This window comes from Dechloromonas denitrificans (assembly GCF_020510685.1).
GTDB classification, from domain to species: Bacteria; Pseudomonadota; Gammaproteobacteria; order Burkholderiales; family Rhodocyclaceae; genus Azonexus; species Azonexus denitrificans_A.
Genome location: NZ_CP075185.1, coordinates 1,341,782 through 1,357,196, shown reverse-complemented (window position 1 = coordinate 1,357,196; position 15,415 = coordinate 1,341,782). Strand labels below are relative to the sequence as shown.

Genomic DNA, 15,415 nt, shown 5'->3' with positions numbered 1-15,415 from the left:
GCGTTGCAATATGCAAAACCCTTGCCACGTCGAAAGCGACGATATTTCCCATACGAATCAACAAAGCGCCAAAGGCCAGCTGTCAGCAAGGCCGGCGCGAATCCCAAAATGAGGCGCCCCCGGAAAATCCGCACCGACCGCGCACCGCCCTGGTGCCTGTCGATCTCGCCGCAGCCCCGGCCGAATGCCCCGGGTAACAGGCCGGTCATATTCCGGGCGCTCGCCAGCTATAATCCCGCCTTTGCAATGCACTGGAATTAGCCTCATGGAAGCCGAACAACTCAACAGCATCTCCAACAAGCTCGACGATCTGGCGCAACGCGCCGCCGAGCTGCGGAGGTATCTTTGACTACGATCACAAACGCGAACGCCTGACCCTCCTCAACCAGGAGATGGAAGATCCCAAGATCTGGGACGATCCGAAACGCGCCCAGGAACTGGGCCGCGAGAAAAAAGCGCTGGAAGACATCGTGCTCGTTCTGGAGGCCGTACAAGGCAGCCTCGACGACGGCCGCGAACTGTTCGCCATGGGCAAGGAAGAAGGCGACGACGAGACGCTGCATGCGGTCGAGGCCGATAACGCCGAAACCGAAAAGAAGATCGCCGCCCTCGAATTCCGCCGGATGTTCAACAACCCGATGGATCCCAGCCCCTGCTTCCTGGAAATCCAGGCCGGCGCCGGTGGTACCGAAGCCCAGGACTGGGCCTCGATGCTGCTGCGCATGTACCTGAAATACGGCGAAAAGAAGGGCTTCACGGTCGAAGTGATGGAAGAATCGGAAGGTGAAGTCGCCGGCATCAAGGGCGCCACCATCAAGTTCACCGGCGACTACGCCTACGGCACGCTGCGTACCGAAACCGGCATCCACCGGCTGGTCCGCAAGTCGCCGTTCGACTCGGCCGCCCGGCGCCACACCTCGTTTACCAGCATTTTCGTGTTCCCGGAAGTCGATGATTCGATCGAGATCAACATCAACCCCTCCGACGTGCGCACCGACACCTACCGCGCTTCCGGCGCCGGCGGTCAGCACATCAACAAGACCGACTCCGCCGTCCGTCTGACCCACGTGCCGACCGGCATCGTCGTCCAGTGCCAGAACGACCGTTCGCAGCACCGCAACCGCGACGAAGCCTGGCAGATGCTGCGCGCCCGCATCTACGAGTTCGAGCTGCGCAAGCAGCAGGCCGAACAGCAAAAGCTGGAAGATGCCAAGTCCGACATCGGCTGGGGCCACCAGATCCGTTCCTACGTGCTCGACCAGTCGCGCATCAAGGATCTGCGCACCAACTACGAAACCGGCAATACCCAGGGTGTCCTCGATGGCGACCTCGATCCGTTTATCGAGGCCAGCCTGAAACAGGGCGTTTAAGGCCGTCGCGGCCATCGCTCAGTGATGCGCCTCCTCGCCTGGCTGGCCGGCACGCTGCTTCTGCTCGTGCTGGCCGCCATCCTGCTGGTCCTGACGGCGCTCGACAGCACGCCGCTGGTCAGCCGTAGCGCGACCATCTCGCCGCAATCGGTGGCCGAGGCCCGCTGGCTGTTGCTGACCAACGATCCGCGCCGGCTACGCTCCGGCGAGGCACGCCGCACCGCCATTCCCGCCGCGCTGATCGACGAAGGCATCAACCATGTCGCGACGCGCTTCCTGCACGGCCGGGGCGCCTTGCTGCTCGGCGAAAATTCGGCCGAGATCCGCCTGACGCTGCAACCGCCGCTGCTGCCCGGCAATCGCTTCCTGAACATCAGCGCGATGGTGCAGGAAGTCGCCGGCCAGCCGCACATTTCCAGCGCCCGTCTCGGCCGCCTGCCGATCCCGCCGGCCTTGCTCGAACTGGCGCTGCATGGCGGATTTCGCCTGGCCGGCTACCAGCGGGAACTGACCCTCGCCCTGGCCGCCGTCCAGGAACTCCGCTTCGAACCCGAGCGCCACCGCGTCATCGTCGGCTACATCTGGGAACCGGCCCTGCTCGAGCGGGCCCGCTCGATCGCCGTCAACCCCGAGGATCTGGCCCGTATCCGCTCGGCCCACGAAATGCTGGCCGGCCTCCTTGACCACCATCGCCCCGGCGCCCGGGTCGCTCTGCCGGCCCTGCTCGGCCCGCTGCTCGACATCGACGGCAGCGACCAGCGCGCCAACCGGCGGGCCGCCATCTTCGTGCTGGCCGCCTATCTATCGGAAAAAAATCTCGCCGCGCTGATCCCGGAAGCCGCCAACTGGCCGAAGGTTCGCCCGGTCATGCCGACGCTGCTCGGGCGCGGCGACAGCGCCCAGCATTTCGTCGTCTCGGCAGCACTGGCCGCCTGGGCCGGCGAACCGATTGCCGAGGCGATCGGGCTCTACAAGGAAATTGCCGATGCCCACCACGGCAGCGGCTTCTCTTTTGCCGATCTCGCCGCCGACCGGGCCGGAACGGCCTTTGGCGAGTTGCTGCTCGGCCCGCCGGACAAGCTCGACCAGTTGCTGAAAACGCCCTTCGTAGACAGCGATCTTGCGCCATCGCTGGCCGGTTTGCCGGAAGGCCTCGGCCAACGCGAGTTCCGCCAGCGCTTTGGCGACACCGGCAGCCCGGCCTACCGGCAAATCGTCGCCGAAATCGACCGCCGCCTCGCCGCGCTGCCCCTCTATCGCCCGAGCGGAAAATCCTGAGCATGCTGACCAATCTTCTCGCCGCCCTGCCGACCCAGCTGACCGCCGAACAGTTCACCGAACTGCTCGCCCGACCCGGGCTGCGCATCGAGCGCATCGTATCGACCGGCCACCGCAGTCCGCCCGACTTCTGGTACGACCAGCCGGACGGCGAGTGGGTGCTCCTCCTGCAGGGCGAAGCGCAGCTCCGTTTTGCCGACGAAACCGACCCGCGCCGCTTGCAGGCCGGCGACTTCATCGATATCGCGCCACACCGCCGACACCGCGTTGACTGGACGCTGCCGGATCAGCCGACGGTCTGGCTGGCCATTCATTACGCGGCCAACTAACGCGGCACGCTTTCCCTGAACGGCCAAATCGGCGAAAATTCAGGGTTCTACGCGGTCCACCGCAGCAACCCCCCATTTCCAAGGACTATCCGCATGGCCACCACCGACAACGCCGAACAGCAAGTCCCGGTTCAACAGGACGAAAACCAGCTCATCGCCGAGCGCCGTGCCAAGCTCGCCGAATGGCGCAAGACCGGAAAAGCCTTCCCGAACGACTTCCAGCGCGAGAACACCGCCGCCAAGCTGCTCGAAGGCTACGATGGCAAGACGACCGAAGAACTGGCCGAACTGCCGGTCGAAGTGAAGGTCGCCGGCCGCATGATGCTGAAGCGCGTCATGGGCAAGGCCTCGTTCGCCACGTTGCAGGATCTCTCCGGCCGCATCCAGATCTACGTCACCCGCGACCGGGTCGGCGAAGAAGTCTATGCCGACTTCAAGACCTGGGATCTCGGCGACATCGTCGGCGTCGTCGGTACGCTGATGAAGACCAAGACCGGCGAGCTGAGCATTCAGGCCGCCGAAATCCGCCTGCTGACCAAGTCGCTGCGCCCGCTGCCGGACAAGTTCCACGGCCTGGCCGACCAGGAAATGAAATACCGCCAGCGTTACGTCGATCTGATCATGAACGAGGAAACCCGTTTCACCTTCCTCGCCCGCAGCCGCATCGTCGCCTCGATCCGCAACTACATGAATGGCCACGGCTTCCTCGAAGTCGAAACGCCGATGATGCACCCGATCCCCGGCGGCGCCTCGGCCAAGCCCTTCGTCACGCACCACAACGCGCTCGACATGCAGCAGTTCCTGCGCATCGCCCCCGAGCTGTACCTGAAGCGCCTGGTCGTCGGCGGTTTCGAGAAGGTCTTCGAAATCAACCGCAACTTCCGCAACGAAGGCCTCAGCCCGCGCCACAATCCGGAATTCACGATGATGGAATTCTATGAAGCGTATGCCAACTACCAGACGCTGATGAATTTCACCGAAGGCCTGCTGCGCCACGCCGCCCGCGAGGCGCTGGACCGCGAAGTGTTCACCTATCAGGGCCGCGAACTCGATCTATCCAAGCCCTTCCATCGCCTGACCATGGTCCAGGCCGTGTTGAAATACTGCCCGCAGTACAGCGAATCCCAGCTCAACGACGCCGACTGGCTGCGCGAGCAGCTAACCGCCCGCAAGGTCGAAATGCGCGGCACGCCGGGCCTCGGCAGCCTGCAACTGCTGTTCTTCGAGGAAACCGCCGAAGCCCTGCTCTGGGAGCCGACCTTCATCATCGACTACCCGGTCGAAGTGTCGCCGCTGGCCCGTGCCTCGGACAGCAACCCGGACATCACCGAACGCTTCGAACTGTTCATCGTCGGCCGCGAAATCGCCAATGGCTTCTCCGAGCTGAACGACGCCGAAGACCAGGCGGCGCGCTTTGCCGAACAGGCCAAGGCCAAGGATGCCGGCGACGAGGAAGCGATGTACTACGACGCCGACTTCATCCGCGCCCTCGAATACGGCCTGCCGCCGACCGGCGGTTGCGGCATCGGCATCGACCGGCTGATCATGCTGCTGACCGATGCGGCAGCGATTCGCGATGTCATTCTCTTCCCCCAAATGCGTCCCGAATGATGTGGTCGGCTGCGCTTGCCAATACGGCGTTGCAGCCGAGTTTGCATAGCGCTGCTATGCGGCACTCGGCTGCGCCTTGTCTTGGCTGCGCTCGCTCGACCACGGGCTATTAGTGAACGAAGAACAAACCCTCCAAGCCGCCGCCCGGGCGGCTTTGGCGGCCCACCCCAGTCGCGCCCTGGTGTTCGACCACGCCGGTCGACGCTATGTCGTCAAGAAGCTGGCGGCAAAGCCGCGCAAGCTGCTGCAGACGCTGTTCATGCGCTGGCTGGTCAAGCGCCTGACCGGCCAGCCCTTGCCGCTGAGCACCCTGGCCCTGGCGGAAGCAGCCGGGAGCATGGATTTCGAAGCCAATCGCCTGAAGGCACTGGCCAAAGCAGGCGTCCGCGTGCCGCGGGTGGTGCTGGTCACCCCGGAATTCTTTATCCTTGACTACTGCGGCACGGTCGTTGCCACGCTACTGGAAGACTGGCCGGCAGCCACCTGGCGTAGCGAACTGACCCGGCTGGCCGGCGAACTGGGCGAATTCCACCGGGCCGGTCAGTGGCATGGCGGCGCCCAGATCAAGAACATCACACTGCACGACGGTTTGAGCTACCGCATCGACTTCGAAGAGAATTTCGGCGAATTCCTGCCCTTGAGCGCCGCCCAGACGGCCGATCTCGTGCTGTTCCTGAATTCCATCTCGCTGGCCGGGCCGATTACCGAAAGCGAATCCCGCCAGTTGCTGCCGCAACTGCTCGACAGCTATTTCGCGGCCAACCCGGATCCGGAAATCAAACAGGTCATTCGCCGCGCCCGGCCGGTGCTCAAGCGACTCGCCGCGGTCGCCGGCCTCTTTCAGCGCTGGTCGAAGAAAGGCATCCGCCGGGTACTGATTCTGGTCGACGTGCTGGATGGCGTGAAATAAATGGACCTGCATCAGCTCCAGATCGCCAACGACAGTGTCCAGGATCGCCTGGTGCTGCGCATCGGCACCGAGGCCAACGAAGAGTTCCGGATCTATTTCACCCGCCACTTCCTGCGTGAAATCTGGCCGCACCTGACTGCCATGCTGAGCGGCCATCTCGGCGCAGCCGCGCCGGCCGCCCTGCCCGAGAGTGAGCCGGAGGCCGAGGCGGCCGGCTTCGCCGAACCGTTCCGCGAGGATCACCCCCGCTATCCGCTCGGCAGCACGCCGTTGCTGGCCAGCGAGGCGACGCTCGAAGCCGGCGCGCCAGGCGAGGCCCGATTCACGCTGCGCGAAGGCCGGGAACGCAGTTTCACGCTGGATCTCGACGCCGAGTTGCTGCAGATCCTGTGCGCCATGCTCCACGCCGCCAGCGAGCAGGCGCAATGGGATCTGCTCCTCGACTACGATGCCCCGGCCGCCATTGCCGGCCCCGGCGGGCCATCATCCCTGCTCCATTAGTGGACAAGCTGCAGCCCGCCCGCCTCGAATACGCCACCTGCGGCACGCCGTACTCGACGGCCTATGACGATCAGTATCACTCGGCCTACGGCGGCCCGGCCCAGTCGCGCTACGTCTTCCTCGGCGGCAACGAACTGCCGCAGCGCTGGCAAGGCAAGGACCGCTTCGTCATTCTCGAAACCGGCTTCGGACTCGGCCTGAATTTCCTGGCCACCTGGCAGGCCTGGCGCGCCGATCCGCAGCGCAGCCGCCGCCTGCATTTCGTCTCCTTCGAGAAACACCCGTTCACTGCCGCCGACCTCGCCATTGCCCACCAGGCCTGGCCGGAGTTCGCCGAGTGCGCCGGCCAACTGCAACAGCACTGGCCGGTCCTGACGCCGGGCATGCACCGCCTGCACCTCGATGCCGGCCAGGTCGTCCTGACCCTGATCTTCGGCGATGCCGCGACGCAGTTGCGCACGGTCAATGCTTCGGTGGACGCCTTCTTTCTCGACGGCTTCTCGCCGGCCAAGAATCCGGAATTGTGGTCGCCCTATCTGTGCCGGGGCCTCACCCGGCTGGCTGCCCCGGGCGCCACGCTGGCCACCTGGACGGTGGCCGGCGCGGTGCGGACGGCGCTCAACGACGCCGAATTCGAGATCCGGAAACGCCCCGGTTTTGCCGGCAAACGGCAGATGCTGGTCGGCCGTTTCCGCTCGCAACGCCCGAACCGCCACGCCGCGCCGACCGACCGCCGGGCCATCGTCATCGGGGCCGGGATCGCCGGCAGCACGACGACCTACCGCCTGGCTGCCGCTGGCTGGCAGGTCACCGTACTCGAACAGGCCGCCGCCCCGGCCAACGGCGCCTCCAGCAACCTGGCCGGAGTCTTCCGGCCACTGCCCAGCGCCGACGACAACCGCCTTTCGCGCCTGACCCGTGCCGGCTACCTGGCGACCCGCGCCCTGCTGACCGAACTGCCGGGCGCCCGCTGGGCCGCCTGCGGCGTCTTGCATGTCGGGCGCGATGCCGAGCATGAAGCGCAGCAACGCCGCGCCGTCGAGGCGCTCGGCTGGCCGCCCGAACTATTGCAATTCGCCGATCGCACAGCCGCCAGCCACCACCTCGGCTGGCCCGTCACGGCCGGCGGCTGGTGGTTCCCGGACGGTGGCTGGGTGCAACCGCCATCGGTCTGCCGGGCCGCCCTGGCGGCCTTCCCGGAACGCATCACGGTACGTTTCAATGCGCCGGTGGAACGTCTGGCGAAGACCGATAGCGGCTGGCAAGCCATCGCCGCATCCGGCGCCGTACTGGCCGAAGCGCCGGTGCTGATCATGGCGAGCGGCGTGGCCGCGCCGCGCTTCGCTCAATTCGCCTGGCTGCCGCAGTATGCTGCCCGCGGTCAGGTCAGCCATCTGCCGGCCCGGACCACCGCGTCGCTGGCGGCGGTCGTCGTCGGCAAACCGGGCTATGCCATGCCCGAGGTCGACGGCCTCTGCCTGATCGGCGCCACCCAGCAGGACGGCGACCTCGACCCGAATGAACGACAGGCCGACCATCGCGCCAACCTCGAACGCATCAACCGCCTGCTGCCGGGCTTCACCGAGGCCATCGAGCCGGCCGGCCTGCATGGCCGCGTCGGCTTCCGCCCGATGTCGCCCGACCGCATGCCGATCGTTGGCCCGGTACCGGAGGCCAGCGCCGCCGGCCACGGCCACCACCGTCTGCATACCCTGCCCCGCCAGCCGGGCCTGTGGTGCGTGCAGGGCTTTGGAGCGCGCGGCATCGTCTGGTCGGCGCTGATGGCCGACCTGCTGGTCAGCCAGATCGAAGGCGAACCGCTGCCGCTGGCCAACGACCTGGTCGATGCGCTCGCCCCCGGCCGCTTCCTGCTCAAGGCCAAGCAAGCGCCAAGCGAAGCGGGCGACGATACCTGAGACGAGCCGCTTCGCCTTGACATTGGCATTGACAGAGCGATCCTCGTGTAATAAAACCTCACTCGCTGCAGACCATTCCCCGATAACGACAAAGTTGCCATATCCAGCGTTGCAGCAGGCGTAGCGCCGGTCAGGCAGCGTTTTTCTCCCCAGCCCCTTGAAAGCGATCGTTTCATTTCAGGAGTTGTACGACGATGTTCGGCAAAATTGCTCGTTTCATTCGCGTCGGCGAACCAGCCGCCGCGCAGCAACATCCCCTGCTTGCCCAAGTCATTGCCACCGTCGGCGGCAATATCGAGGAGGCCCGCGACTTTACCAAGCTGGTGATACCGGCCATCGAGGGCATGCTCGCCTATCTTGACCGACAGATTGCCGCGCTGCCCGGCCCGGCTGCCGTCTCGGAACAGTTGTTCGGCACCGATCCGGTGGTCTCCACGCTGTTCCCCGAGGCCGACGAGATCGGCCGCGCATTCGGACGCAGCCTGGCCGTCAAGGAAACCCTGCCGGAGCTGGCGCGCGGTGGCCACGACGAGATTCACGCCCTGCTCGGCATGCGCTGCAAGCCGGCCAATGGTGCGGTGGCCGGCTTTGCCGACCATGTGCTGCACAGTCTGGCGCCGAGCGATTCCGATGCCCGGGAAGCGCTGCGCCGGGCAGCCTTCGACCGGCTGTTGCGGAACTTTACCGAACACGTCGAGAAACTTCGGCGCAAGGAACGCCTGCTCAAGCTCGAATGGGAATGGAACCTCCGCCATGACGTGGCCAAAACCATCGAAACGGCCGACGAGCCGGAATTCGTCTATGCCGCCCAGGAACTGACCCCCGACAATCTGCTGCGCGGCCTGATCGCCTGGCTGAACACGCCGGAACGCTTCTTCCGCCTCGAAGGCAGCGGGATCAGCATGCCCGGGGCACCGGCCGCGGCATCCAGCGAGCCGCCGGCCAGCCTGCCGATGCTCCACTGCAGCGACCGGCGTCAATGGCTGGTCTGCTTGATCCGTTTTTCGGCGGCCGACGCCTTGCAGGCATTGCAGCGGGAAACCCACACCCATCGCTACATTTTCATCTGACGCACGCTCTCCGCCCGGCAGGCGGCCCTGCTAAACTCTTCCTTTTCACGCCGACAAAGAAGAGAGACACGCATGAAGATTGAGACCATTGCCGTCCACGGGGGCTACTCGCCCGATCCGACCACCAAGGCCGTCGCGGTGCCGATTTACCAGACGACCTCCTATGCCTTCGACAGCACCCAGCATGGTGCCGACCTGTTCGACCTGAAGGTTCCCGGCAACATCTACACCCGGATCATGAATCCGACCCAGGACGTGCTGGAAAAGCGCGTGGCCGAGATGGAAGGCGGCATCGCCGCTCTGGCCATGGCATCCGGCATGGCGGCGATCACCGCCGCGATCATGACCATCGCCGAAGCCGGCGACAACATCGTCACCTCGAGCACGCTGTACGGCGGCACCTACAATCTGTTCGCCCATACCCTGCCGCAATACGGCATCGACGTCCGCTTCGCCGACTACCGCGACCCGGATGCCTTCGAAAAGCTGATCGACGGCAAGACCAAGGCCGTCTTCTGCGAATCGGTCGGCAATCCGCTGGGCAATGTCACCGATTTCGAAAAACTCGCCGAAATCGCCCACAAACATGGCGTGCCGGTCATTGTCGACAACACCGTGCCGTCACCGTACCTGTGCCGCCCGTTCGAGCATGGTGCCGACATCGTCGTCCACGCGCTGACCAAATACCTCGGCGGCCACGGCAACAGTATCGGCGGGATCATCGTCGATAGCGGCAAATTCCCGTGGGCCGAGCACAAGACCAAATTCAAGCGCCTCAACGAGCCGGACGTTTCCTACCATGGCGTCGTCTATACCGAAGCCCTCGGCGCCGCCGCCTACATCGGCCGCGCCCGCGTCGTGCCGCTGCGCAACATGGGCGCCGCGATCAGCCCGTTCAACGCCTTCCTGATCCTCCAGGGCATCGAAACGCTGGCCCTGCGCATGGACCGCACCTGCGAAAACACGCTGGCCATCGCCAAGTTCCTGCAAAACCATCCGAAGGTCGGCTGGGTCAATTACGCCGGCCTGCCCGATCACAAGGACCATGCATTGGTCCAGAAGTACATGGGCGGCCGCGCATCCGGCATTCTGAACTTCGGTGTCAAGGGCGGCAGCGTCGCCGGCGGCAAGTTCCAGGATGCGTTGCAACTGGTAACCCGGCTGGTCAACATCGGCGACTGCAAGACGCTGGCCTGCCATCCGGCGTCGACGACGCACCGCCAGTTGTCGCCGGCCGAACTGACCAAGGCCGGCGTGTCCGAAGACATGATCCGGCTCTCGGTCGGCATCGAGCATATCGACGACCTGATCGCCGATCTCGATCAGGCCTTGAACGCCGCCTGATCTTTCAGCACCGCACAAAACAAAACCCGGCCTGGCGCCGGGTTTTGTTTTTGCAACTCGAATTATTTCAGCCGTCGACCGCGCCGTTCGACGCCGGCAATGGCGGCTGCGGCCGGCTCACCACGTAGAGCACGATGGCGCAGAAGCCAAGGAAGATAACCGTGGTCAGCGCACTCGGCGTCCACGTGTCGGTCAGACCGCGCTCGCGCCACAGCCAGAAAAAAACACCGAAAACCGGCAGGGCCAGCACGGCACAAAAAACCGCCGCGACCAGCGCCACTTTTTGTCCGATGTGACGTTTCAGATTATTCACTCCACTTCCTCCACCATGAGCCAGATTGAGCGATTGTCGCGGGCATCGCTCGTTGACAGGCTGAGCGTTCCGCTCTGCTTGCCGGTTGCCTGGCGGCCGCCACCACCCAGTTCGATCCATTCGCCGAGCCGACCGGAAACGGTGGTCGACAAGCGCTGGGTATCGATAGTACCCCGGCCGTAGCCCGCCGGGCGGTCGGCCTGCTGGGTAATATCGAGGGTCACCCGATTGCCGTTCAAGCGCGGCGTCGCGTAAAACCCGCGCCCGACATCGCGGTAGAGCACGGTCTCGTTGATCACCGCGCCACCGGGACCGATCACCACCTGACGCATCGGAATCGGTAGCGAGCGGCCAATCTGGATGAAGGCCTCGCCGCCTTCGACAGTCTGCACCATTTGCCCGGCACTATCGCCTCTGACGCTCTTGGTGTCCCAGACGCGTGCTTCGACATTCGAACGGCGCGTGCTGCCGAGTACCACCTGCCCACTGGCCGCTGCACCGCGCTCGGCATCCTCGGCTTGCCGGTTTTCAGCGACGCGGATGATCAGCCGCCGCGTCGGCTTGTCGATCGCCGCCAGCGCCCGCTTGATCTCGGCCCGGTTCCTCGGCGAAGCGCGCAGAAAGAGCTGGTTGTTCGTCCCGCTCAGCGTCCCACCCGGCTCGACCAGCGGCAGCAGGATAGGCAATACCTGGTCGACGGTCTGGCTCTTTAGTTCGATGACTTCCAGTTGCTGGGCGGCGACCAAGCCGACCCACAGCGCGATGGCGGCGGACAACAGCATTTTCAGGGCGAATTTCATCGGTAACTCCTCACGCCGTCGTCAGGTGCGGCAAAGCGAGATATTCCTTCGAATGCATCTCGGTCAGGCGGCTGACCGTGCGGGCAAACTCGCTGGCCTGCGTGCCTTCCGTATAGAGCGCCTCGGGAGCGCAATCGGCGGTGGCGATCAGCTTGACCTTGTGGTCATAGAAGACATCGACCAGCCAGGTGAAACGGCGGGCTTCCGAGGCCTGATGCTGGGTCATTCTCGGGATATGCGAGAGCAGTACCGTATGGTAAGCCCGGGCGATTTCGAGGTAATCGTTCTGCGAGCGCGGGCCGCCGCACAGGGTCCGGAAATCGAACCAGATCACACCATGCCCACGGCGCAACGTCTCGACGTTCCGGCCGAGGATTTCGACCTGCCCGCCCTTCTTGCCATCCTCACCGGCCACCATGCGGAAGTATTCGAACATCTTCTTTTCGGCAGCCGCATCGGCCGGGTAGTGAAAGATTTCGACCTGCTCCAGGGCGCGCAGCCGATAGTCGACACCGGCCTCGACTTCGAAGACATCGAGATGCGTGTTGAGCAGCGCAATGGTCGGCAGAAAGCTCTCGCGATGCAGGCCGTTCGGATAAAGCCGGTCAGGCGGGTAATTCGAGGTCATGACCAGGATCACTCCCTTGGCGAACAGGCCTTCCATCAGGCGGCCGAGGATCATCGCATCGGCGATGTCGGACACGTGGAATTCGTCGAAACAGAGCAGCCTGACCTCGCGGGCGATTTGCTCGGCAACCTTGACGACGGGGTCGGCTTCGCCCTTGTATTGCTCCAGGTCACGGTGAATCTGCTGCATGAAGGCATGGAAATGAATGCGTCTTTTCCGGCGATAAGGCACGGAATCGTAAAAGCAGTCCATCAGGAAACTCTTGCCGCGCCCGACGCCGCCCCAGAAATAGACGCCCTTCGGCGGCTTCGGCGGAGTCAGCAGGCGTTTGAAGGTACTGCTGCGGTTTACCTTGAACGAGAGCAGATTTGTATAGAGGTCCTGCAAGGCGCTGGCAGCCGTCAGCTGGGCAGCATCGGCGATATAGCCGCGGGCATCGAGAAGATTCTTGTAGGCGTCGAGCATGCCCTGCGCGGCGACATTGAGTTTTCTATGGGGCATCGGGGGCAATTCAGGGGTAACGAAAGATGTATTGTCGCAAAATAAAAGGGCGGGTGCGTTGCCGCAACCCGCCCTGAAGGCTTGGAACGTCGTGCTTAGAAGTGCAGCGGACGCTTGTCGCAAGCCAGCGCGGCTTCGTGCACCGCTTCCGACAGCGTCGGGTGAGCGTGGCAGATGCGCGCCAGGTCTTCCGAGGCACCACCGAATTCCATCGCCACCACGGCTTCGGAAATCAGTTCGGAGGCATTCGCGCCGATGATATGGACGCCGAGGATACGGTCGGTCTGCGCACAGGCCAGCATCTTGACGAAGCCGGACGGTTCGCCCATGCCGAGCGCCCGGCCGTTGGCCATGAACGGGATCTTGCCGACCTTGTAGGCCACGCCATCGGCCTTCAATTGCTGCTCACTCTTGCCAACCCAGGCGATTTCCGGCGCGGTGTAGATGACGCCGGGAATGGTGTCGAAATTGCAGTGACCGGCCTGGCCGGCGATCAATTCGGCCACCATGACGCCCTCTTCCATCGCCTTGTGGGCCAGCATCGGGCCGCGCACCACGTCGCCGACCGCCCAGACACCCGGCAGATTCGACTTGCAGTGGCCATCGACCTCGACAAAGCCGCGGCCATCGAGCTTCAGACCGACCGCTTCGGCATTCAGGCCGTCGGTATTGGGCACCCGGCCAATCGAGACGATCAGGCGATCGGCATCGAGCTTCTCAGCTTTGCCGTCCTTGGTTTCGTAGGCAATCGAAACGCCCTTCTTGGTCGTCTTGATCTCGCCAATCTTGACGCCGGTATGAATGTTCAGACCCTGCTTGCCAAACAGCTTGGCCGCTTCCTTGGCGATATCCTGATCGGCAAACGACAGGAAGTCAGGCATCGCTTCGAGAATGGTCACTTCCGCGCCAACCCGCCGCCACACCGACCCCATTTCCAGACCGATAACGCCGGCACCGATAATGGCCAGCTTCTTCGGCACGGATTCCTGATTCAGCGCGCCTTCGTTGTCCATGACGATTTTCTGGTCGACCGGGACGTTCGGCAGATGCCTGGGCTTCGAGCCGGTCGCCACGATGACCTGCTTGGCCAGCACTTCCTCGCCACCAACCTTGACCTTCCACAGATCGCCTTCCTTGGCCACGAATGAGCCATGGCCGGGCAGCATGGTGACCTTGTTCTTCTTGAACAGGCCCTTGATACCGGAGGTCAGCTGGGTAACGATGGTGTCCTTGCGGCCCTTCATCACCGGCACGTCGATGCTCGGCTTGCCGACCTTGATGCCCTGGGCTTCAAAGCTGTGACCAGCTTCTTCGAACAGGTGCGAGGTATGGAGCAGCGCCTTCGACGGAATGCAGCCGACGTTCAGGCAGGTGCCGCCGAGGCGCGGTTCGCCCTTCGGATCGGCATAGGGATTGGATTCGCAGCAGGCGGTAGCAAAACCGAGTTGGGCAGCGCGGATCGCCGCGACATAACCACCGGGGCCACCACCAATGACGAGGACGTCGAATTGCTTGGACATGAATATCCTTTCAGATCTCAGATGTGCAAAAGGCGCCAGTCCCCTCCGGGAACTGGCGCCGGCGCAGAATGATTAGACGCCGAGGAGCAGGCGCGACGGATCTTCCAGCGCTTCCTTCATGGTCACCAGACCAAGCACGGCTTCGCGGCCGTCGATGATGCGGTGGTCGTAGGACATCGCGAGATAGTTGATCGGGCGGACGACAACCTGACCGTTTTCAACCATCGCCCGGTCCTTGGTGGCATGAATGCCGAGGATCGCGGATTGCGGCGGATTGATGATCGGCGTCGACATCATCGAACCAAAGATGCCACCGTTGGAGATCGAGAACGTGCCGCCGGTCAGGTCTTCGATGGACAGCTTGCCATCCTTGGCCTTGGCGCCGAATTCGGCAATCTTCTTCTCGATTTCGGCGATGCTCATCTGGTCGGCATTGCGGATGATCGGCACGACCAGGCCGCGCGGCGAACCGACCGCGATACCGATGTCGATGTAGCCGTGATAGACCACGTCATTGCCGTCGACCGAAGCGTTGAGAACCGGGAACTTCTGCAGGGCGGCGCAGGCAGCCTTGACGAAGAAACCCATGAAGCCGAGGCGAACGCCGTGGGCCTTCTCGAACTTCTCGCCATATTGCTTGCGCAGCGCCATGATCGGGCCCATGTTCACTTCGTTGAACGTGGTCAGGATGGCGTTGGTCGCCTGCGACTGCAGCAGGCGTTCGGCGATGCGGGCGCGCAGACGCGACATCGGGACGCGCTGTTCGGTGCGCGGGCCGGTATCGACACCGGTTGCCGGGGTCGGCAGGGCTACCGTAGCGGCAGTTGCTGCGACGACCGGGCCAGACGGCGCGGCAGATTTCGGCTGGGCAGCCACGGCATCTTCCTTAGTGACCCGGCCGCCACGGCCGGAACCGGTGACATCGGCGGCGGCAACACCCTTTTCGTCAAGGATCTTGCGGGCCGACGGGCTGGCCGTACCGGCCGGCGCAGCAGCAGCCGCTGCCGGAGCAGTTGCGGTGGCCGCGGCCTTCGGCGCTTCAGCCGCCGGGGCGGTTGCACCAGCCTTGGCTTCGGTATCGATGCGGGCAATCAGTTCGCCGGAGACGACCGTCTCGCCGTCCGCCTTGACGATCTCGACCAGCACGCCAGCACCCGGCGACGGAACTTCGAGGACAACCTTGTCGGTCTCGATATCGATGAGGATTTCGTCGCGAGCAACGGCATCGCCGATTTTCTTTTTCCACGAGGCCAGCGTGCCTTCGGCAACGGATTCGGACAGTTGCGGAACTTGTACTTCGATGATCATAGTGACTCCACTCTGC

The 15,415-nt window shown here is 64.0% G+C and carries 14 protein-coding genes; 9 read left to right on the top strand and 5 right to left on the bottom strand.

Annotated elements, in window-relative coordinates; all coding sequences use genetic code 11:
* The first annotated feature begins 265 nt into the window (after positions 1-265).
* The 9 genes from prfB to KI611_RS06470 all read left to right on the top strand — a co-directional run bounded on the left by prfB (position 266) and on the right by KI611_RS06470 (position 10,329).
* Positions 266-1,370, top strand: a protein-coding gene (prfB, locus tag KI611_RS06510) for a peptide chain release factor 2 (RefSeq protein WP_226419016.1) whose coding sequence is annotated in 2 segments (ribosomal slippage) — positions 266-346 and positions 348-1,370 — 1,104 coding nt in all. Because the reading frame shifts where the segments join, the coding sequence is not laid out codon by codon here.
* A 21-nt stretch (positions 1,371-1,391) separates the two neighbouring features.
* Positions 1,392-2,648 (top strand): hypothetical protein, encoded by a 1,257-nt coding sequence (locus KI611_RS06505; protein ID WP_226419015.1) that lies wholly within the window; start codon positions 1,392-1,394, stop codon positions 2,646-2,648.
* A 2-nt stretch (positions 2,649-2,650) separates the two neighbouring features.
* The gene (locus tag KI611_RS06500) at positions 2,651-2,977 is read left to right on the top strand and encodes a cupin (protein WP_226419014.1); all 327 of its coding nucleotides are present in this window, start codon (positions 2,651-2,653) and stop codon (positions 2,975-2,977) included.
* A 93-nt stretch (positions 2,978-3,070) separates the two neighbouring features.
* Positions 3,071-4,588 (top strand): lysine--tRNA ligase, encoded by a 1,518-nt coding sequence (gene lysS / locus KI611_RS06495; protein WP_226419013.1) that lies wholly within the window; start codon positions 3,071-3,073, stop codon positions 4,586-4,588.
* A gap of 112 nt (positions 4,589-4,700) precedes the next feature.
* Positions 4,701-5,498 carry a hypothetical protein gene (locus KI611_RS06490; RefSeq protein WP_226419012.1) on the top strand — a complete coding sequence of 266 codons (798 nt, stop codon included), beginning with the start codon at positions 4,701-4,703 and terminating at the stop codon, positions 5,496-5,498.
* On the top strand, positions 5,499-5,999 hold the full coding sequence (locus tag KI611_RS06485) for a hypothetical protein (RefSeq protein ID WP_226419011.1): 501 nt from the start codon (positions 5,499-5,501) through the stop codon (positions 5,997-5,999).
* Positions 5,999-7,915: a bifunctional tRNA (5-methylaminomethyl-2-thiouridine)(34)-methyltransferase MnmD/FAD-dependent 5-carboxymethylaminomethyl-2-thiouridine(34) oxidoreductase MnmC gene (gene mnmC / locus KI611_RS06480; protein ID WP_226419010.1), complete on the top strand. Its 1,917-nt coding sequence runs from the start codon at positions 5,999-6,001 to the stop codon at positions 7,913-7,915. Before KI611_RS06485 ends, mnmC begins: the two co-directional genes overlap by 1 nt.
* A gap of 194 nt (positions 7,916-8,109) precedes the next feature.
* Entirely contained in the window at positions 8,110-8,985 is an 876-nt protein-coding gene (locus KI611_RS06475; protein ID WP_226419009.1) for a hypothetical protein, read from the top strand.
* 72 nt (positions 8,986-9,057) lie between these two features.
* Entirely contained in the window at positions 9,058-10,329 is a 1,272-nt protein-coding gene (locus tag KI611_RS06470) for an O-acetylhomoserine aminocarboxypropyltransferase/cysteine synthase family protein (RefSeq protein ID WP_226419008.1), read from the top strand.
* 67 nt (positions 10,330-10,396) lie between these two features.
* On the opposite strand, the gene KI611_RS06465 is transcribed toward KI611_RS06470, so the two are convergent.
* The 5 genes from KI611_RS06465 to odhB form a co-directional block, all read right to left on the bottom strand.
* Positions 10,397-10,642 (bottom strand): hypothetical protein, encoded by a 246-nt coding sequence (locus KI611_RS06465; RefSeq protein WP_226419007.1) that lies wholly within the window; start codon positions 10,640-10,642, stop codon positions 10,397-10,399.
* On the bottom strand, positions 10,639-11,442 hold the full coding sequence (locus tag KI611_RS06460; RefSeq protein ID WP_226419006.1) for a hypothetical protein: 804 nt from the start codon (positions 11,440-11,442) through the stop codon (positions 10,639-10,641). Before KI611_RS06460 ends, KI611_RS06465 begins: the two co-directional genes overlap by 4 nt.
* Before the next feature lie 10 nt (positions 11,443-11,452).
* Positions 11,453-12,571 carry a cell division protein ZapE gene (gene zapE, locus KI611_RS06455; RefSeq protein WP_226419005.1) on the bottom strand — a complete coding sequence of 373 codons (1,119 nt, stop codon included), beginning with the start codon at positions 12,569-12,571 and terminating at the stop codon, positions 11,453-11,455.
* 95 nt (positions 12,572-12,666) lie between these two features.
* Complete coding sequence (lpdA, locus tag KI611_RS06450) at positions 12,667-14,091, bottom strand: dihydrolipoyl dehydrogenase (protein ID WP_226419004.1); 1,425 nt, start codon at positions 14,089-14,091, stop codon at positions 12,667-12,669.
* Between the two features lie 72 nt (positions 14,092-14,163).
* A complete protein-coding gene (odhB, locus tag KI611_RS06445) occupies positions 14,164-15,399 on the bottom strand; it encodes a 2-oxoglutarate dehydrogenase complex dihydrolipoyllysine-residue succinyltransferase (protein ID WP_226419003.1) in 1,236 nt (411 codons plus the stop codon).
* Positions 15,400-15,415 lie beyond the last annotated feature (16 nt).

Excerpts from the sequence above, each read along its gene's own strand:
- KI611_RS06500 (WP_226419014.1), top strand. The coding sequence starts at position 2,651 with ATGCTGACCAATCTTCTCGCCGCCCTGCCGACCCAGCTGACCGCCGAA.
- lysS (WP_226419013.1), top strand. The coding sequence starts at position 3,071 with ATGGCCACCACCGACAACGCCGAACAGCAAGTCCCGGTTCAACAGGAC.
- KI611_RS06485 (WP_226419011.1), top strand. The coding sequence starts at position 5,499 with ATGGACCTGCATCAGCTCCAGATCGCCAACGACAGTGTCCAGGATCGC.
- KI611_RS06475 (WP_226419009.1), top strand. The coding sequence starts at position 8,110 with ATGTTCGGCAAAATTGCTCGTTTCATTCGCGTCGGCGAACCAGCCGCC.
- KI611_RS06470 (WP_226419008.1), top strand. The coding sequence starts at position 9,058 with ATGAAGATTGAGACCATTGCCGTCCACGGGGGCTACTCGCCCGATCCG.
- KI611_RS06460 (WP_226419006.1), bottom strand. The coding sequence starts at position 11,442 with ATGAAATTCGCCCTGAAAATGCTGTTGTCCGCCGCCATCGCGCTGTGG.
- zapE (WP_226419005.1), bottom strand. The coding sequence starts at position 12,571 with ATGCCCCATAGAAAACTCAATGTCGCCGCGCAGGGCATGCTCGACGCC.
- lpdA (WP_226419004.1), bottom strand. The coding sequence starts at position 14,091 with ATGTCCAAGCAATTCGACGTCCTCGTCATTGGTGGTGGCCCCGGTGGT.
- odhB (WP_226419003.1), bottom strand. The coding sequence starts at position 15,399 with ATGATCATCGAAGTACAAGTTCCGCAACTGTCCGAATCCGTTGCCGAA.